Origin of the sequence: Polaribacter sp. L3A8, assembly GCF_009796785.1 — a bacterium.
Taxonomy (GTDB): domain Bacteria; phylum Bacteroidota; class Bacteroidia; order Flavobacteriales; family Flavobacteriaceae; genus Polaribacter.
The window spans coordinates 3,685,946-3,705,763 of the sequence record NZ_CP047026.1; the positions used below are offsets into that span (position 1 = coordinate 3,685,946).

Genomic DNA, 19,818 nt, shown 5'->3' on the forward strand with positions numbered 1-19,818 from the left:
TCAAAATAGACCTAGTACCTTAATCTTGTTAGTTTCAATCACTCTTATCTTAATAGGAAAACCATTTATTTTAAGGAAGATGAATAAATAAAATATGGATAGATCAGAAAATAAAATTGGATTATGGTCGGCAGTTGGGTTAGGAGTTGGCGCAATGATTGGTGCTGGAATATTCGCATTAATGGGGCAAGCTGGGGATATTGCAGGGAAAGCAGTTTATATCTCTTTTATTTTAGGTGGAATTGTTGCAGCAATAAGTGGATATTCTCTGGCTAAGTTAGGAGCGCGTTTTCCTGCTGCCGGAGGTATTGTAGAATATTTAATTCAGGCCTTTGGTGTAAATGTTTTTACAGGAGGTATAAGTGTTATGTTGTATTTAGCATCCTTAATTTCCTTAGCACTTCTTGGAAAATCTTTTGGAAGTTACGGAGCTGCCTTGTTAAATTTTAAAGGATCGTTATTTTACACCAATATATTTGCAGTATCAATAATTGTATTGCTTGGATCAATCCAATTTTTTGGAGTTAAAAAAGTGGTGAAGTTTCAGAATGTAGCCATTATAATAACCATACTGATATTAGTTACTTTTTCCGTTGCAGGTTTAATCTATATGAAACCAGAACTGATGGCTCCGGCATTGTATCCATCTTCTAATAAAATATTGTTTAGCATTGCTATAACCTTCTTTTCTTATGAAGGATTTAGGATAATTACCAATACAGCCGAAGATATTGTTGATCCAGAAAAAAACTTGATGAAAGCTATTTTTATATCAATTGGTATAACGATGGTTATTTATACTGCGCTATCATTTGCTGTTTTTGGCAATCTTGAAGTTGATAAAGTTATTGAAGCTAAAGATTATGCACTTGCAGAAGCTGCTAGACCTGCGTTTGGAGTATTTGGTTTTACAATAATTTCTATAGCAGCCTTATTTGCCACTTCTTCTTCTATAAATGCCGTATTATTTGCAACCAATAATATTGCTTATCAAATGGCAAGAAATGGACAACTTCCAAGTTTTTTTGCAAACCCAATAGGAAAAACTAGAGAAGGTCTTTTAGTTAGTGTCGTTTTAACAGCCTTATTAATATTATTTTTAGATTTACTTCAAATTGCGGCAATCGGTTCTATTACTGTGTTATTTATTCATGCAATAACACATTTAGGGCATTTAAAGTTGCTTAAAAAAACGCATGCATCTAAGCTACTTGTCGTTTTAGCTCTAATTACTACACTAGGAGTTATTGTGTTGTTTTTACTATATTCAATAAAAGATTCTTATACTATTTTGCTATTATCTGGAGGCGTATTAATGCTGTCATTTTTAATAGAATTATTAATAAGAGCAATTACTAAACGTAAAGTTAATAAAACTAAAGAGGGAATATTTGGGGAAATTTTCCGATAAAATAAAGATGTTTTAAAACAGACCTTTTATCATTTAATGAATAAGTAAATCTATTTCCATTCTTTTCATAAAAGAGTAACCAATGAATTCCTTCTGGTAAAAAAAGGATGACGAGTAGATACAATATCCCTATAGGTGGAGTTTTACAAAGTCCAATTATTGCTGTTGACACCATGAGCTTTGGCTCAGTATCTGTTATAGCCAATGCTGCGCTTGATGACGAAATAATTTATCTTAAAAGTACTTTGATGTATATGTGTGAATGATGTAATTCTTATCAATAGTTTTGTAACACGTATCCTATTTGAGCTCCCTAACTTTGTTATCTAAACAATTTATAAACTTAAAAACAATAAAAATGAAAAAGATATTGATTGCAATAGATTATGATCAAACTGCACAAAAAGTAGCAGAAAAAGGTTTTTCGTTAGCGAAAACTATGAATGCTGAAGTTACATTATTACATGTAATTTCAAAACCTATATTGTATTATACTTCATACAATACCACACCTTTAGCACCAATAATAAATGTTGATGAATTAAAAGATGTTGCTCAAAATTTTCTTGATAAAACAAAACTTAATCTTGGAGATGAGTCTATTCAGACACTTGTTAAAGAAGGGGATACTTCAGTCCGTATATTGGAATCTGCAAAAACCATAAAAGCAGATGTTATTGTTATGGGCACTCATAGCCGTCAATGGTTAGAAAACATACTCATTGGGAGTGTTGCAGAAAGTGTGTTAAAAGATTCGACTTTGCCACTTTATATCATTCCTACAAAAAAAGAAGCCGAATAAAATGATTACTTGAATATCTCAACTTGGGGTTGTATTCCTTTGGAAGCTGGTTATTAAAAGATCAATTATTTTTGGTTGTTTAAACACTTGTTAATTAAGGGGTTTTCAAGAATAATGAATTGGAAGCAGCAAAAAATAGGGTATTGAAAATTGATTATCATACTATTTTCTACATGAGTTAGAATATATAAATATTGTATAGAAATGGCAATTTTGTAAAAGAAATGAAGGTTTACGGACTTTAATAGATTGTCATTTTTAAAGGGAAGGATAAAGAATTAGTATCTGTGTGTATGCTCGCTCTGGTTTATCTAGTTGCATACAAAGTTATATAAGATAAGCTTTACTGATTTAGTAATTAAATCGACACGGATGAAATTTCCATGAGACCAATAGTTTAAATATAAGTATATGATATTCAGTACAAAAAAATCAAAATCATCAGAACATGAACAAGAATCACAAGCTGATTTAAAATCTCTTTCCATGTCTGAGCTTCAGAAAAAATTGGGCACATCACCTAATGGTCTTACAAGTGAAGAAGCAAAGAAACGTCTAGCTCAATACGGCTATAATGATATTGAGGAAAAGAAGACCAACATGTTTCTGAAATTCCTTACCTATTTCTGGGGACCTATTCCATGGATGATTGAAGCAGCTATTGTCTTGTCTGCTTTTGCACGTCATTGGCCCGACTTTGGTATTATCCTAGTTCTGCTTTTAGCCAATGCCATCATAGGGTTTTGGGAAGAACGCGAAGCCGGAAATGCTATTGCCGCTCTTAGGGCAAATATGGCTATAAAAGCACGTGTTAAACGTAATGGAAAATGGATAAATCCTGATGCACGCGATCTGGTACCAGGTGATATCATTCGTCTTCGATTGGGAGACATTGTACCCGCTGATACGCGTTTATTGGAAGGAGATTCAGTTGAGGTAGATCAATCGGCATTAACAGGAGAATCATTGCCTGCTGAACGAAAATCTGGAGAAGTCGTTTTTTCAGGTTCCATTATTCGTCGTGGTGAAATTGAAGCACTGGTTTATGCTACCGGCTCAAATACCTACTTTGGAAAAACGGTTCAATTGGTACAAGAGGCAGGTACTATTAGCCATTTTCAAAAGGCAGTGCTTAAAATAGGAAACTATCTTATCATTCTGGCTGTTGCTTTGGTGGTGTTAATTATCGTTGTGGCATTATTTAGGGGAGATAATTTTCTAACTACCTTACAATTTGCATTGGTACTTACTGTGGCAGCCATTCCAGTAGCGATGCCAACAGTATTATCGGTAACAATGGCTGTTGGAGCGGGCCTTTTGGCAAAGAAAAAGGCGATAGTCAGTAAGTTGGTGGCAATTGAAGAATTGGCGGGTGTAGATATATTGTGTGCAGATAAAACCGGTACCCTTACCCAAAATAAACTAACTCTAGGTGATCCATTTAGCGTAAATAATATTCCTGTTAAGGATGTTATTCTCAATGGAGCGTTGGCATCAAGATCTGAAAACAACGACACCATAGATTTAGCAGTTCTTGGTGGTTTGGAAGATGAAGATTCGTTAAAGGAGTATAAAGTGCTTCATTTCCAGCCTTTCGATCCGGTTCATAAACGAACCGAAGCCAGTGTAAAAGATAGAGATGGCAAAGAGTTTAAGGTAACCAAAGGTGCACCTCAGGTGATTTTGGAATTGGTTGAAAATGTTGGAAAGGTAAAAATAGCTGTTGATAAAGCGATCAATGATTTTGCATCACGAGGTTTCCGTTCACTGGGAGTAGCTCGTACTGACGGCGACGGAAAATGGCAGTTTATTGGTGTTTTACCACTGTTTGATCCACCACGCGAAGATGCAAAGACCACCATTGCAACTGCACTCGCCATGGGCGTTAAAATTAAAATGGTAACAGGCGATGCCTTGGCTATTGCTAAAGAAACTGCTCAAAAGCTAAATATGGGTGCAAACATCCTTGATGCAAGCAGTCTGGGCGATTCAAAGAGAAAAGAAACGAAAGAGGTTGCTGAGTCTATTGAGAATGCCGATGGTTTTGCACAAGTGTACCCCGAGCATAAGTATCACATTGTAGATGTGTTGCAGAAACGTGGACATATTGTTGGCATGACAGGTGATGGGGTGAATGACGCCCCAGCATTGAAGAAAGCCGACTGTGGAATTGCGGTTTCAGGAGCCACCGATGCCGCACGAGCTGCCGCAGCAATCGTACTAACAACTTCAGGGTTATCAGTAATTATTGATGCCATCAAAGAGAGCCGTCGTATTTTTCAACGAATGAACAGTTATGCTATTTATCGGATTGCAGAAACGCTGCGAGTGCTGTTATTTATGACATTATCAATATTGGTATTTAACTTTTATCCAGTTACAGCAGTTATGATTGTAATACTGGCTTTGCTTAACGATGGCGCCATACTTTCCATTGCTTATGATAAGGTTCAATACAAGAATAAACCCGAGGCTTGGAACATGCCTATGGTACTTGGTATTTCAACAGTTCTAGGAGTAATTGGTGTTGTTTCTGCTTTCGGTTTGTTTTATCTGGGAGAGAAAGTTTTTCACCTTGATAGGGATATCATTCAAACGTTAATGTATTTAAAATTGTCTGTAGCAGGGCATCTAACTATTTTTCTTACACGTACACGCGGTCCTTTTTGGTCTATACGTCCAGCGAAAATTTTATGGGGAGCCGTACTTGGAACACAAATAATAGCAACGTTAATAGCTGTTTATGGAGTATTTATGACTCCATTAGGCTGGGAATGGGCTGGTTTTGTATGGGGATATGCACTAATTTGGTTTCTTATAAATGATCGAATAAAACTACTTGCGTACCGAATTTTCGATCCTGTAAAAAAAAGCAAACATTAATTAAAAAAATAACATTGCAGCCTAATACATTCATAATATATAACTAAAATAAAAATGAAACAATTAGGTATTGGTATGGTTCATTTAATTGCTCTTATCTTAATAGGAAGGCTGTTTTTTAGGAAGATGAAAAACTAAAAGGTATAAAATACAATGTCTAATAGTTGTAGAACATTCAAATGTTATACTTCTTCTCGATGGATATTAAATTTTAAAACAATCTTGAAAACCGTTTTAAACTCACGCTTACCTATACGAATAAGGAACGCTCTTTAATTTTGTATACGAAATTATCTAATTTACAGTTAATTACGGTTAAATGTATTCCCAAAGGTGAGAATGATGTAACTAATACACAGAACTGTGTAATGGTTTCTTTTACAGATAAGCTGACCTTTGAAAGGTAGAAAATAGATTTACTACAGTATTGCCACTTGCAACAATTAATAGTTAAAGGCATAAATAAAACGAAACTAAAAGGTAACTAGAATGAACAGAAAGGTAAACAGTAAGAGTTGTTTGGTAAACTGCAAATAAAGTGTCTTCTTTTATCTTATTATTAATCACAATTATAAATTTAATTAAAAATTACACTTATGAAAATTTCAATTTTATACATAATGAGTATCTTTTTGCTTTCTGGAACATTGCTTTCTGGGTGTCAATCAAAAGCTAAAAAAGTAGATAAAGCAAAAGAGAATGTACAGGAAGCTAAAGTGGACTTGTACGAAATACGATTAGACACAATTAGTAACTATGAGCAATTTAAAATAGAAGCTGAAAAGTTAATTACTACGCAAGAAAAAAATATTGTTGAATTTAAAAACATATTAGTCAGCGAAAAAAAGGAAGTCAATGCTGAATATCATAAAAAGTTGGATGCGTTAGAAGTTAAAAACAAGGAATTAAAAAAGAATCTTGTAGACTATAAAGATGATGGAGAAGACAAATGGAATGGATTTAAAAAAGAGTTTAACCATGATATGAATAAATTGGGCAAAGCTTTTAAAGATTTAACCGTTGAAAACGAAGAATAAACAGAAAAATCATGAAAAATCTCCTTTATGTAATAGCGGTTTTATTGGTGCTTATTTGGATACTCGTTTTTAAACCTTCTTCAAGTGTTCATTTGTGGCTTGCTGCGGCTGGCTTAATTGTTCTTATCAGAATCGTATTCGATAAAAAACTATCAAAAAGATAGAAAAAATAAATTATTTAAAAAGAAACGAACATAAATTTTTAGAATTCTAAATTCAGACAGAAGAATGATTAAAATTTATGTGAGTTCCTAAATGTGTTCAATTTTTTTTGAACATATTCTGAAATCAAAAAAAAAAATAAACAGATGAAAAATTCTAAAAAAAACTAGGTGTTTGGTTAGATCATACGCAAGCTCAGATTATTGAAGAAAAAAAAGGTGTTTATACTTCTTATAAAATAGAATCTCCCTCTGAAGAAGGAGAAAAGCAAAACTTTGGGGTGGATGAAAGTCTAGAACAAAATACAGAGCAAGACCAACTTTCAGATTTTTTTAAAAGGATAAGCGCAGTTTTAAAAGATTATACAGAAGTGCTACTATTTGGACCAACCAATGCTAAATCGGAATTGTACATCTTATTAAAAGAAGATAAGCATTTTAATAAAATTAAGATTGATGTTGAAACAACGGACAATTTAACCGAAAATAAGATGCATGAATTTGTAAAAGAATATTTTGAAAAAAAATAGATAATTAGAATCATTTTAAATTTAAAGTCAGATAACAACCAATAAAAATTATTCCGATTAGGTATTCTGTAAATATGAATCATTAAAAAAGAAATGTAAATTATGTGTATAAATCATGAAGAAATAAACAAAGAGATTTTTGAGTTACAGAAGGAAATTCAGGAAAAATATCCTGAACTAATGAAATACCTCACAGAAATGCCAGATACACTTCCGGTAGAAGGAAGCGTTAAGGTCGATTCTAATGCTTTATTGAAATACCTTAATTCATTAAAGGAGATGGTTTTAAATTATAAAAACAACCATAAATAAAAAACATAAAATGAAAACGATTTTAATTAGCGATGTTGGAGGAAAACAAGAAACAATAATACCTTATGCTTTAAATTTAACAAAACATATAGATAATAAAATAGAGATTGTTCATGTGGTTGATTCTAGAGTACAACAGGGAGTTAGTAGTGCTTATTCCGATTCGCAGAGTTTTCAGGTTGGCGAAAAACTATCAACTACAATGATTATTGAACGAGAAGTATCCTTAGTAAAATCGAGACTCGACAAACTGCTAAGTGTTGAGGCTTCAAAGTTAAATTTTCCGTTAAAGGTTTATACAATTGTAGAGGAAAACTCTATTGAAAATTTGTTACAAACAATATTTAAAGTTGATGAACCATCTATAATAATAAGTTCTTCTGCACTAGAAGGCACTATTTTAAATGATATTGATGAGTCTCTTGAATTAGCAAAAATATTTAACAATTTATCACTAATTATTACACCTGGTAGTAAATTTACTATTCCTAAAAAAATACTGATTCAATATGATTTCGAATTAGAGATTAATGATGGTGTTTTTAGAGTATTAGACTATTTAAAACCACTTAATATACCTATTGATGTTGTTGGTGTAACAGAAATAGATAAATATCCAGAAATGGTAATAAAAAGTGAAGCTTGGCAACAGGATGCTAGTAATTATATGAATTCTTCGCTTCCAATTACAACCAATATACTTACAGGAAATCAACAAGCTGAGGTTCTTTCTAGTTTTATTCAAACAAATAATTATGATTTGGTAGCTATCCCAAAAGACATGAAAACATCTCCTAGTATAAATGTGTTTTCTAAAGACCTATCCAAACAACTGCTAGAAAGTCTTGATATACCTGTTATTATTTATTAAAAAATGTATTTAAAATTTTAAAAGAACGATGGTATTTGTGATGGAAATTAGAATGTTAACAGAAAAAAAATTACAATCCATAATTATTTAATAGATCATTAAAACAATGAAAAAGGATGAAGATTTACTTGTCTGCCAACGAAGAACAAAATGTACCTGTTAAATAGGGGTACTTCTATTATCAAAGAACGGAACAGGCTGCATAAACAAAATCCTATGCATCAATAGTTATAAAAAAAAACCCTTTCAGAAATATATAAATGGGAAAACAATGTAATAAACAATTTAAAAAAAGGATAATTTATTATGATGGATGAATATGGAGCACACAATTGGGGGATGGGTAACGTCATGGGATGGATGTGGCTGCTTGGAATTATAGTTTTTGTTTTGATTCTTTGGTTTATACTTAAAAATAAAAATATTAGAAACAGGCCATACTATCCAGGTAATAAATCAGCCATGGATTTGCTAAAAGAAAGGTATGCCAGAGGAGAAATAGACAAAAAGGAATTTGAAGAATGCAAGAAGGATTTAACCTAAAATAGCAATCAACATTAATATTTATGGATTAAAAACATAATGGTCGAAAACACGAAGACAACGATCATTATGCTATAAATATTTTAGAAAACGTTTCTAGATTTCGCTTGTTTTTACTATTCCCATTTTAGTCTTGTCCTCAATAATCTAAGGATTATTGGGCTATAAATTTTCTGCTTTTCAAGGAGCTGATAATTACATCCTTTTTGAAATGTCAACCATTGTTTTCTTCTATGGCGGGTGGCTGTTTCTAAGTGGATTAGCTGATGAGTTTAAGAAAAAACTACTTTCTAATACTTAAACAACAACTGCAAAATGTAAGATTGCAATACAAATAAGAACATTTTGAAGACCATCTAGCGTTGATTGAAAAAGTATGGTTTAAAAATATCGCCTTTGTTTTTGTGGATAAAAAAGTAGTATCAGTAGGGATGGTGGAACATCTTATAATCACATAATTAGAAAATAAAATCAAAACATCATGAAATATTATATCGAAAAAACAATAAACTACTCTTTCGACAAAGCTGTTGAAAAAGTAACAGAAGAACTTAAAAAAGAGGGTTTTGGTATATTATCCGAAATTGACATTCACGAAAAATTAAAAGAAAAATTGAATGTTGATTTCAGAAAGTATAAAATACTTGGGGCATGCAATCCTGCAAAAGCCTATGAAGCGCTTCTAGCCGAAAATAAAATTGGAACGATGCTCCCTTGTAATGTAATTGTTCAGGAGCTGGAAAATGGAAAAACTCAAGTGGCTGCGGTTAACCCAGTTGCGTCTATGCAAGCCGTTGAAAATGACGACTTAACTGCTATTGCTAAAGAAATTACCAAAAAATTGGAAATAGTAATTCTCGCACTGTAAAAGACTATTCTGGTTATACCGGCACAATATCTTGTTGCTATTTGCAATTTGAAGAAATGGAATTTTTAACAGGATTATCTACCTTATCGTCTTAGGGTAGATTATTTGTGTGGTTACTACATATACCCAGATATTATTTTTAAGATTATTTAACGAAACCAAAGATCTTAGAGTTATCATATAAAATCATAAACAAGGAAACATATTTAGAGCTAAGGGTTTCTGAATGGTAAGGTTAAAATATTTTGAAATGATAAGTGAACAAACAAAAGAACTAGCAAAGACCGTTTAGAGTCCATTCGAGCGATTCTTGAGAAGACAATCATCAAGCGGAATATTACTGTTGATTGCAGCGGTTATCGCTATGTTATGGAGTAATTCACCATATACTGATGTGTATTTCGATTTTTGGAATAAAGAATTAACCTTAGGGCATGGAACACTTCAGGTTTCAGAACCATTGATACTTTGGGTAAATGATGGTCTGATGGCTTTATTCTTTTTTGTAGTCGGTTTGGAAATCAAACGAGAAGTAATGGCTGGAGAATTGTCAACAATAAAGGAGGTAATTATGCCTTTTACAGCAGCTATTGGGGGAATGGCAGTGCCTGCGATAATTTTTATATTAATTGCAGGAAATACTCCAATTGGTCATGGTTGGGGCATTCCTATGGCTACAGATATTGCTTTTAGCTTGGGAATCTTAAGTCTTTTGGGGGCTATGGTGCCAATAGGGTTAAAGGTATTTCTTACTGCTTTGGCTATTGTAGATGATATTGGAGCAATACTGATTATTGCATTTTTTTATAGCAACGATATTCAATGGGGGTATCTACAAGTAGCAGCTGGTTTGTTTCTGCTATTACTGATTTTTAATTATTTTAACCTACGTATTGTTGCCCTATACCTTTTCGTTGGATTGTTTGTTTGGTTTTGTTTTCTAAAATCAGGTGTACATCCAACTGTAGCTGGCGTTTTAGTTGCTTTAACAATCCCTGCAAGAAGAAAAATAAAAATGCAAGATTTTATCAAGCAAACTAAATCTAGTTTAGTATTATTTGATAAAGCTAAATGGCTAGACTCAAAAGTTTTGCTAGGAAAAGAACAGATTACAGCAGTAGACTGCATCGCAGAAAATGTTAAAAAAGTACAATCGCCTGTTCAGAGTTTAGAAAATTCACTGAGTACTTTCACTGCCAATTTGGTGATGCCAATATTTGCGCTTGCAAATGCCTCCATTGTTATTGTTGCAAGTGAATTTAATTTGTTAAACAGGGCAACCTTTGGTGTAGGGCTTAGCTTATTGCTAGGAAAGGTAGTAGGTGTTAGTTTGTTTTCTTGGCTAAGTGTTCGTTTGGGATGGGCAAAATTACCAACTGGCGTTAATTGGACACAAATAATAGGAGTAGGTTTTTTGTCCGGAATAGGATTTACCATGTCTTTGTTTATCACAAATTTAGCATATGCAGACGCAACAGTAATTACCGCTTCTAAAATAGGAATAGTAATCGGTTCATTATTAGCAGGGGTGATCGGTTTCATTATCCTGAAAATTAATTTCAGGAAAATGGAAAGTACCTAAAAGACCAAGACTTATAATGATTGTTCATAGAGAATACACGTCAAAAAGAAATCTTCTTTCAGTTTGTGAAGTTTTGTTTTTTAATATTTAAAACTAAAATATTTTAATGATGTAACTTATTCATGAAATGATGTAACGCTTAAAGCTATTACTATAATGATCTTTGTAAACTAATAAATGATTAATTATTGGTGAAATTTAAGCGAGCAAAATATGAAGACAATCTTTAATAAATAGTGTCTTAATTGGGGAACTAAAAAATAATGGAGCTAAAAGTACCAATACTTATAGTGCCCTTTTTGTACTTATAAAAAACCAAAAAGTTTGAAGTAAATAACATTTTTTTTTAACTAAATACTAAAAAGTAAAAGATGAAAAGAATAACAACAGCCAATTGGCAAGGAAGCCTTAAAGAAGGTAAAGGATCATTAAGTACACAAAGTAAAATATTAGATAAAACCAATTACAGTTTTAAAACCCGTTTTGAGGAAGGTGAAAAGGGAACTAATCCAGAAGAATTACTGGCTGCCGCTCATGCGGGATGTTTTACAATGTCAGTAGCATCTATTTTAGATAAAAAGGGTTTAACTCCTGATAAATTAGATACAAAAGCAATTTTAACGTTAAAGGGATTAGATATAACGGATATACATTTATCTATAACAGGTGCTGTAAAAGGTATCGATGCAGATGCTTTTGCAGTAATTGTTAAGGATGCTGAAGGAAATTGTATCATCTCTAAAGCATTAAAAGTAACAATTACATCTGAATCTCATTTGGATGCTTAATAAATTGAAAATAAGAATTCTCAGAGTAAAGGAATTACGAGTTTGTGAATAAGAAACTGATTCGTGTAAATGGACTGAAGCATCCGTTTTAAACCTATAACAGCATAAAAATAAATAATTAAAAAACATTTAATACTATGAATACTAAAATTAAACAAGGACTAATCGGTGGCGTTGTTGCCACTGTTGTAATGACTGCATTCATGATGATTGCTGCTATAATAGGGATGCCAAAAATGAGTCCACCGAAAATGCTTGCCACGATGATGGGACTCCCTATTTTAGTTGGGTGGATTATGCATTTTATGATAGGTGTAATATTTGCTTTAGTGTATGCATTCTACTTTATGAATTTGCTAAAAAGTATAAATAGTAATGTTCTTAAAGGAGTTATTTTTGGAGTTGCTGCATTCATCTTTGCACAAATTGCCATGGCAATATTAGGGGCTATAAAGGGAGGTATGCCTGCATCTGAGGATAGTGTGCTATTAATTATGGTTGCTGGTATAGTTGGTCATATTGTTTTTGGAATTGTTGTAGCTCTTCTTGTTAAAGATGTTGGTAGCACTACCAATTTTGAGTTAGATCAGAAAAAAGGGGTCTGATAAAGAAATGATCCTTTGCAATTTGACTAACAAATGTCAATAAAATAGCTCTTTTAAAATTGGATCAATATAAGTTGGTACTTGTAAATTCATTATAAAAACCACATGCTAGTTCATCAATACGTTAATAAAATAGAGCTAAAAAAGAGGTAGACATCTCGCTAACGCAAAATGTTTTCAGCATACAATTGACTCTTTTTATGATCTATGCTGGATTTAGCCCTCTTACTTTTAATAGAATCGATTATCAGGCTTAAGTTCCTGATTGGGTCTATTGAGTAAGGATTTAGTGGTCTAGTTTACTGTTGTGTAAAAAGCAACGTGTAAATATTGGTTAGACCTTAGCCACATTCTTTGTCCTGGTTTTTCCAGTGAATATAGCTCAATACCTTGATGGAAAAGATGCTTTTTGAGACTTTAAATTCTGATAGCGCCAGATTAATCCGACTTTTCTTTAACCAGTTTTCATTGTTTGGGCATTGTGGTCTTTTGGTGCTTCTAAATCATATAGAAAGGCTGAGAAATAACAGCTTTTTTATCAAAAATTAAATTAAAACGTAACTATTATGAAAGTATTACAAATAATAAAATATGGAGAACTTAAAGATAGTTTATCAATAAATGAAATAGAGAAACCATCCATAATGCCTACGGATATTCTTATTGAAACCAAAGCAGCAGGATTGAACCCTATAGATTATAAAATGGTGAGTGGTGCATTAAAAGATATGGTTCCATTGTCACTTTCCTGCACAATTGGTTTTGATGTGAGTGGTGTAATTGTGGAGAAAGGAGCGGAAGTGACCAAGTTTGAACTAGGTGATGCTGTGTATACCAGAGTGCCTCAACAACAAATGGGTACTCTTGCAGAATATGTGGCTGTTGAGAGTAGTGTGGTTTCTAAAAAACCCGATAATATATCGTTTGTAGAAGCTGCCGGTTTACCATTAGTAGGTCTTACCTCAATTCAGGCTTTGGAACGTGTTGGTATAAAAAAAGGAGATAAAGTGCTTATTCATGCAGGATCGGGAGGTGTAGGAACTTTTGCAATTCAATATGCCAAAGCAAAAGGAGCCTTTGTGTACACTACCACTAGCACTACAAATGTTGATATGGTTAAGGCGCTTGGAGCCGACCGTGTGATAGATTATAAAACGGAAGATTACAAAACGATTGCTAAAGATTTAGATATTGTTTTTGATACCCTAGGTGACAACTACACATTAGAAGCCTTTAAATTAATTAAAGAAGGTGGAAAAGTAACCACTATAGTGGGGCCACCAGACAAAGAAACGGCTATAAATATGGGGATGAGTGATTATGTTTTACCTGAAGAATTGGCAAAACTGATCAGTGAAAAATCTGCGATCTATAAATTAAGCTGGATGCAACCTAATGGAGAGCAATTAGACAAACTCTCAGTTATGGTAAAAGACAAGAAGATAAAGCCAGTGGTTGATAGAGTTTTTTCTTTTGAAGATAGTATTGAAGCTTATTTGTACTTATCTACAGGCAGAGCAAAGGGTAAAGTGATTGTAAACCTATCCTAATCGATTTATAAAATTGAACTACTAACGAATATATTTAGAAAAAAGATAAAATATTATGATGAAAGAAAAACAGCATGTATTAGTTGCCGGAGCGAACTGTACTACGGGAAGAACCATCATCAATTTATTAGTAAAATCAGAAATCTATCAACCAATTGCTATGGTTCGGAAGCAGGATCAACTCTACATCATTTGAAGCTGCATTAAAAATTTGCTGAATATGTTACAGTAAAAATAACAGAAGTAATTATAGAAATAAATATTATGAGCAAAAATATATCTGACCAACTGGTTGAAACATTAGTAGATGCTGGAATTCAAAGAATTTATTCTGTAACGGGAGACAGTCTTAATCATGTAAACGCAGCAGTTCATCGTAATGGAAAAATTAAATGGGTTCATGTACGTAACGAAGAGACAGCCGCATTTGCTGCTAGTGCAGAGTCTCAGTTAAATGGGTTGGCATGTTGCGCTGGTAGTAGCGGTCCCGGACATGTTCATTTGATAAACGGTTTGTATGATGCGCACCGTTCATCTGCATCGGTGTTAGCCATTGCTTCTACGATACATACCAATGAGTTTGGAACAGGTGCTTTTCAGGAAACAAACACCATTAAACTTTTTGATGATTGCAGTTACTATAACCAAATGGCCACAACACCAGCACAGTTGCCACGTATGTTACAGGCTGCTCTACAAAATGCAGTGCATAAAAAAGGTGTTGCAGTTATTGGCTTGCCAGGTGATATTACCAACCAGCGAGCAGTAGAAGCGGAAACAACTACTTTACTATTCAGAAATACGCCTGTTGTTAGGCCATCGGAAGGCGAATTAGTTCAACTAGCAGAATTGATAAACTCGCATAAAAAAGTTACTATTTTTTGTGGAATTGGAGCAGCAGAGTCACACAAAGAAGTTGTTCAATTGGCTGAAAAGCTTAAAGCTCCCGTAGCCTATTCTTATAAAGCGAAGATGTCAATTCAGCATAATAATCCATATGAAGTAGGGCTTACAGGATTGTTGGGTATTCCATCGGCTTATCATGCAATGCACGAGTGTGAGTTACTAATATTACTAGGTACAGATTTTCCCTATACCTCTTTTATGCCTAGTAAGAATAAGATTGTTCAAATAGATATTAAACCAGAAAACCTTGGACGAAGAGCAAAACTAGATTTGGGACTGTGTGGCGATGTAAAAGATACTTTGCAGGTATTATTGCCTTTGCTAGAGATAAAAGAGAACAGCTCTTTTCTTGATGAGCAATTGGAGTTTTATCAAGAAGTAAAAAAGAACTTACAGTCTTATGTAAAAGAAACCGGAAAACCTGATGAAATTCACCCAGAATTTGTTGCTTCTGTAATTAATAAGTTGGCTGCCGACGATGCCATTTTTACGGTTGATACCGGAATGTGTTGCGTATGGGCTGCACGCTATATTGATGGAACTGGAGAACGTAAAATGTTGGGTTCATTTAATCATGGTTCTATGGCAAATGCAATGCCACAAGCAATAGGTGCTGCATTTGCACGTCCAGATCAACAGGTTGTTGCCTTCTGTGGTGATGGAGGGATTTCTATGTTATTGGGCGATCTTATAACCATTGTTCAATATAACTTACCTATAAAGATTATTATTTTCAACAACCGTTCGTTGGGAATGGTAAAGCTTGAAATGGAAGTAGAAGGAATTCCCGATCAGGAAACGGATATGTTAAATCCCGATTTTATAAAAATAGCAGAAGCTATGGGAATGAAGGGTATTGGTATTGATGATCCGGATGATGTACAGGCAGGCTTAGAAAAAGCGTTTATCCATGAAGGTCCTGTATTGGTTTCTATTAAGACCGATCCGAATGCTCTTGCTATGCCACCAAAGTTAGAATTTGACCAAGCAAAAGGGTTTGCTTTATATATGGGTAAAATGATGTTAAACGGGCGTATGGATGAGGCCTTTAAGGTTATCTCGTCTAATTATAAGCATTTGGGAGAGGTTATTTAATTTAACCTTTAATGACTACTCAAAAAATATACTATAATTATATAACGAATAAAGAAAGTAGTTTAATGGGTTCTGCAATTTTCTTTATTCAACAACCAGAAAAATTATTTTTTAGAACCCACCTTAAAAATTAAATACAATGGTACAATCATTTAAAAAATTTGGCTTTGCAGTTTTGGTAACTGTATTTGGTGCATTTTCAGTAAATGCACAAAGCGATTTAATGTGGAAAATAGACAAAGCTCATACTTCAGTAAATTTCTCTGTTAATCACTTCTTTTCATCCGTTACCGGAAAGTTTACAAGCTTTGAAGGTGATATTAATTTTGACCGCAACAACTTAAAATCTAGTAAAGTAGACTTTACTGTTCTGATTAATAGCGTAAATACTGATGACAAAAAAAGGGACGAACATCTTCAATCTTCCGAATTTTTTGATGTACAAGTTTATCCTAATATGACATTCAAATCAACTAAAGTTGAAAAGAAATCAGAAAAAGAATATTCGGTTTATGGTAAATTAACCATCAAGGATATAACCAAAGATGTTGTTTTACCAATGAAAATCACTGGCGAAATGGAACACCCAATGATGAAGGGTAAGATTATTTTGGGTGTTTTAATAGATACAACTTTAAACAGAACTGTTTATGGCGTAGGTACAGGAGATTGGGCAACAACAATGGTAGTGGGCGATGAAGTACGAATACAGATTCCTATGGAACTCAACCGCATGAAATAAAAAAATAAATTTTCAGCAATTTAAGGGCAGTATATGTAAGCTGTACGATAAAAAAATCGCTAGAGCTTAGTCATACCAATACATTAATCGAAGTATCACGATAAAGTTCTCGTTTCGTTAAACTTGGAATAGAATAACAAGTTTTAAATTTTTGATCATTTGAAATGAGATGTTTTAAAAATAATTATGGCAAAGGAAGTAAACGCACTAAAGGAAGCTTTAAATAAACCCAAGCAGATTGATGAAATTCTTGATGAACAGATTCAAACTGGTCTTCGAGAATACAAGCGGTCAAATCAGGCCTTGTTTCTTTCTGCAATATCAGCAGGCTTAGAAGTAGGGTTTAGTGTATTTCTTATGGCTACTATTTATAGTTTGTTTAATGGTGTTATTCATCCATCAATACTTCATGTTTTGTTGGCTATTGCCTATCCTCTTGGTTTTATATTTGTAGTGATTGGTAAATCAGAACTCTTTACAGAGCATACTACCTTATCTGTAATTCCTGTTTTAAATAGAAACGCAACAATAAAGAGCCTGTTAATTCTATGGGGTCTGGTGTATGCGGGAAATTTATTAGGAGGTTATTTTTTTGGATACATTCTATCTGTTTTACCAGAACGACTGAACGCTATAGATAATGGAGCATTCTATGGAATCGCAAAAAAATTAATCGATCACCCGTGGTATATTATTTTAGGAAGCGGAATTCTTGCCGGATGGTTAATGGGCTTGTTGTCATGGTTAGTTACTTCTTCACAAGATACCTTAAGCAGAATTGTGATAATTACTTTAATAACTTCTGTAATTGGAATAGGAGGACTGCACCACTCCATCGTAGGATCTATCGAAGTGTTTACAGCTTCTTTAACAAGTGTTAAAATAACCTGGGTAAATTATTTACATGTTCAAACATGGGCAACACTGGGCAATATTATAGGTGGAGTTGTATTTGTAGCATTCCTGAAATTTAGCCATGCAAACCAGCATAATAAACATTACATATCGTCTCTTAATAAGAAATAATTTAAAACGCTTAAACACTTAAAAAAAAATGAAAAATAGTTTTAACATTAATAAAATTGAATCGCCACTTTTAAAAAACATACTAAATTATAGAAAGACAATTATCATTGTATTTCTTTTATTGCTGGGGTTTTTTAGTGCATTTTTTCAAATAGAGCCCGAAGAAGTTGGTGTTATTACCCGCTTTGGTAAGTTTGTAAAAAAAGTAGAACCAGGGCTTAATATGAAAATACCTTTTATAGATGAGCTGTATAAAGTACCTGTTGAAAGACAACAAAAACTAGAATTTGGTTTTAGAACAGTAAAAGCGGGTGTTCATACTCAATACTCGAAATCTGTTGCAAAAGATGAGTCTTTAATGCTTACCGGAGATCTTAATCTTGCCGATGTGGAATGGGTTGTACAATACCGTATTAATGATGCTTATAATTATTTATTTAAGGTAAGGAATCCTAAAAATACATTACGAGATGTATCAGAAGCGGCACTTAGACAAATTATTGGAGATCGAACTGTAAATGAAGTTTTAACTGTTGGCCGTACAGAAATAGCAACCAAAATGGAAGCGCTTGTAAACCAAATATGTAAGGAATATTCATTAGGTATTAAAATTGATCAGATTGTACTGCAAGATGTGAATCCGCCACAACCGGTAAAAGCCGCTTTTAATGCAGTAAACCAAGCACAACAAGAAAGAGAAACTTTGATTAATCAAGCAAAATCAGAGTATAATAAAGTGATACCTAAAGCAAGTGGACAAGCAGAGGAAACCATACAAAAGGCCGAAGGATTTGCTACCCAGCGGGTGAATAAAGCACTCGGAGAAGTTGCCCGTTTTAATGCTATTTATAAAGAATATATGAAAGCTCCTGGGGTTACTAGAAGCAGAATTTATCTGGAAACAATGGCATCTGTTTTACCAAAATTAGGCAATAAAATTATTATAGATGAACAAGGAAACAATGTATTGCCTTTATTACAAATGCAGTTAAACAAATAAACATTAAAATAATGAAGAAAAATAAAATTATATTTTTAGGCATCACTTTGATAACATTGCTGATCGTAATATACCAAAGTGTTTATATTGTAAAAGAAACAGAACAAGTTGTGATTACTCAATTTGGTAAACCTGTGGGAGAAGCTATAACAGACCCAGGATTAATGTTTAAAATCCCTTTTATTCAAAAAACCAATTATTTCGAAAAACGCTATATGGAATGGGATGGAGACCCAAACCAAGTACCTACAAAAGATAAAAAATTTATATTTGTGGATACTTATGCCCGATGGAAAATTACAGATCCATTGCAGTTTTTTATAAGAATGACCAATGAAAGAGGGGCGCAAACCCGTTTGAATGATATTCTTGATGGTGAAACCAGAGATTATATTGCAGCTCATGATCTAGAAGAAGCTGTACGTTCTGAAAACAGGGTTCCGGCTTCTTCAGGCGCAACTGGTCAAATGATTTCAGATTCGCTTGTTAACATATCTGTTGGACGTCAGGAATTACAACGTATGATACTAAAGTCTGCGAATATAAAAACCAAAGATCTAGGTATTGCTATACTCGACTTTCGGTTTAAACGGATTAATTATGTTGAAGAAGTAAGTGAACAGGTTTACGAGCGAATGAAAAGTGAACGTTTTCGTATTGCTGATAAATTCAGATCTGAAGGACAAGGAGAAGCTTCACGTATTAATGGAGAGAAAGAAAGGGAACTAAAAAAAATCCAGTCAGAAGCCTTTAGAGAAGCGGAAGAAGTAAAAGGAAAGGCCGATGCCGAAGCAGCATCTATATATGCTTCTGCTTACAACCAAACAGCAACTTCACGCGAATTATATGTTTTTTTGAAATCTATGGAAACTTTTGAAACAACATTCGATACCACCACAACGGTGATTTTATCTACTGACAACGAGATTTTTAAATACTTGAAAAAGATGAAATAAAGAAAGATTTACTAAATTAAGAATTGCGAAGAAACTTTAATGATTCGTCAACATACAATTCTTAAAAAAAAAATAGTATTGATTGGTTTAAACTAGGATACCTAACCTTTTTGATGGAAGTATATGTTAGTTCTTATTATATTTGCTAAA

18 protein-coding genes are annotated in these 19,818 nt (G+C 33.3%); all 18 read left to right on the forward strand.

The window, feature by feature from the left end:
- Positions 1 to 94 precede the first annotated feature (94 nt).
- The 18 genes from GQR92_RS15235 (at position 95) to hflC (ending at position 19,668) form a co-directional block, all read left to right on the forward strand.
- Positions 95 to 1,411: an APC family permease gene (locus tag GQR92_RS15235; RefSeq protein WP_158841015.1), complete on the forward strand. Its 1,317-nt coding sequence runs from the start codon at positions 95 to 97 to the stop codon at positions 1,409 to 1,411.
- A 358-nt stretch (positions 1,412 to 1,769) separates the two neighbouring features.
- A complete protein-coding gene (locus GQR92_RS15240; RefSeq protein WP_158841017.1) occupies positions 1,770 to 2,213 on the forward strand; it encodes a universal stress protein in 444 nt (147 codons plus the stop codon).
- Between the two features lie 411 nt (positions 2,214 to 2,624).
- A complete protein-coding gene (locus tag GQR92_RS15245) occupies positions 2,625 to 5,096 on the forward strand; it encodes a plasma-membrane proton-efflux P-type ATPase (RefSeq protein ID WP_158841019.1) in 2,472 nt (823 codons plus the stop codon).
- Between the two features lie 596 nt (positions 5,097 to 5,692).
- On the forward strand, positions 5,693 to 6,133 hold the full coding sequence (locus tag GQR92_RS15250) for a hypothetical protein (RefSeq protein ID WP_158841021.1): 441 nt from the start codon (positions 5,693 to 5,695) through the stop codon (positions 6,131 to 6,133).
- Positions 6,134 to 6,575: 442 nt separating this feature from the next.
- Positions 6,576 to 6,824: a hypothetical protein gene (locus tag GQR92_RS15255; protein ID WP_158841023.1), complete on the forward strand. Its 249-nt coding sequence runs from the start codon at positions 6,576 to 6,578 to the stop codon at positions 6,822 to 6,824.
- A 102-nt stretch (positions 6,825 to 6,926) separates the two neighbouring features.
- The gene (locus tag GQR92_RS15260; RefSeq protein ID WP_158841025.1) at positions 6,927 to 7,136 is read left to right on the forward strand and encodes a hypothetical protein; all 210 of its coding nucleotides are present in this window, start codon (positions 6,927 to 6,929) and stop codon (positions 7,134 to 7,136) included.
- A gap of 10 nt (positions 7,137 to 7,146) precedes the next feature.
- Entirely contained in the window at positions 7,147 to 8,007 is an 861-nt protein-coding gene (locus GQR92_RS15265; RefSeq protein WP_158841027.1) for a hypothetical protein, read from the forward strand.
- A 306-nt stretch (positions 8,008 to 8,313) separates the two neighbouring features.
- A complete protein-coding gene (locus GQR92_RS15270; RefSeq protein WP_158841029.1) occupies positions 8,314 to 8,550 on the forward strand; it encodes an SHOCT domain-containing protein in 237 nt (78 codons plus the stop codon).
- A gap of 481 nt (positions 8,551 to 9,031) precedes the next feature.
- Positions 9,032 to 9,418, forward strand: coding sequence for a DUF302 domain-containing protein (locus tag GQR92_RS15275; RefSeq protein ID WP_158841031.1), 387 nt, complete (start codon positions 9,032 to 9,034; stop codon positions 9,416 to 9,418).
- Positions 9,419 to 9,728: 310 nt separating this feature from the next.
- Complete coding sequence (gene nhaA / locus GQR92_RS15280) at positions 9,729 to 11,000, forward strand: Na+/H+ antiporter NhaA (protein ID WP_158841033.1); 1,272 nt, start codon at positions 9,729 to 9,731, stop codon at positions 10,998 to 11,000.
- A gap of 371 nt (positions 11,001 to 11,371) precedes the next feature.
- Positions 11,372 to 11,788 carry an OsmC family peroxiredoxin gene (locus GQR92_RS15285; RefSeq protein ID WP_158841035.1) on the forward strand — a complete coding sequence of 139 codons (417 nt, stop codon included), beginning with the start codon at positions 11,372 to 11,374 and terminating at the stop codon, positions 11,786 to 11,788.
- Between the two features lie 137 nt (positions 11,789 to 11,925).
- Positions 11,926 to 12,393: a DUF6789 family protein gene (locus GQR92_RS15290; protein WP_368074164.1), complete on the forward strand. Its 468-nt coding sequence runs from the start codon at positions 11,926 to 11,928 to the stop codon at positions 12,391 to 12,393.
- A gap of 566 nt (positions 12,394 to 12,959) precedes the next feature.
- Positions 12,960 to 13,943, forward strand: a complete 984-nt coding sequence (locus GQR92_RS15295; protein WP_158841039.1) for an NADP-dependent oxidoreductase — start codon at positions 12,960 to 12,962, stop codon at positions 13,941 to 13,943.
- Between the two features lie 264 nt (positions 13,944 to 14,207).
- Entirely contained in the window at positions 14,208 to 15,944 is a 1,737-nt protein-coding gene (locus tag GQR92_RS15300) for a thiamine pyrophosphate-dependent enzyme (RefSeq protein WP_158841041.1), read from the forward strand.
- Between the two features lie 139 nt (positions 15,945 to 16,083).
- Positions 16,084 to 16,686 carry a YceI family protein gene (locus tag GQR92_RS15305; RefSeq protein WP_199269148.1) on the forward strand — a complete coding sequence of 201 codons (603 nt, stop codon included), beginning with the start codon at positions 16,084 to 16,086 and terminating at the stop codon, positions 16,684 to 16,686.
- Between the two features lie 186 nt (positions 16,687 to 16,872).
- Positions 16,873 to 17,712, forward strand: a complete 840-nt coding sequence (locus tag GQR92_RS15310) for a formate/nitrite transporter family protein (protein ID WP_158841043.1) — start codon at positions 16,873 to 16,875, stop codon at positions 17,710 to 17,712.
- 28 nt (positions 17,713 to 17,740) lie between these two features.
- Positions 17,741 to 18,712 carry an FtsH protease activity modulator HflK gene (hflK, locus tag GQR92_RS15315; protein WP_158841045.1) on the forward strand — a complete coding sequence of 324 codons (972 nt, stop codon included), beginning with the start codon at positions 17,741 to 17,743 and terminating at the stop codon, positions 18,710 to 18,712.
- An 11-nt stretch (positions 18,713 to 18,723) separates the two neighbouring features.
- Positions 18,724 to 19,668, forward strand: coding sequence for a protease modulator HflC (gene hflC / locus GQR92_RS15320; RefSeq protein WP_158841047.1), 945 nt, complete (start codon positions 18,724 to 18,726; stop codon positions 19,666 to 19,668).
- The last annotated feature ends 150 nt before the right edge of the window (positions 19,669 to 19,818 follow it).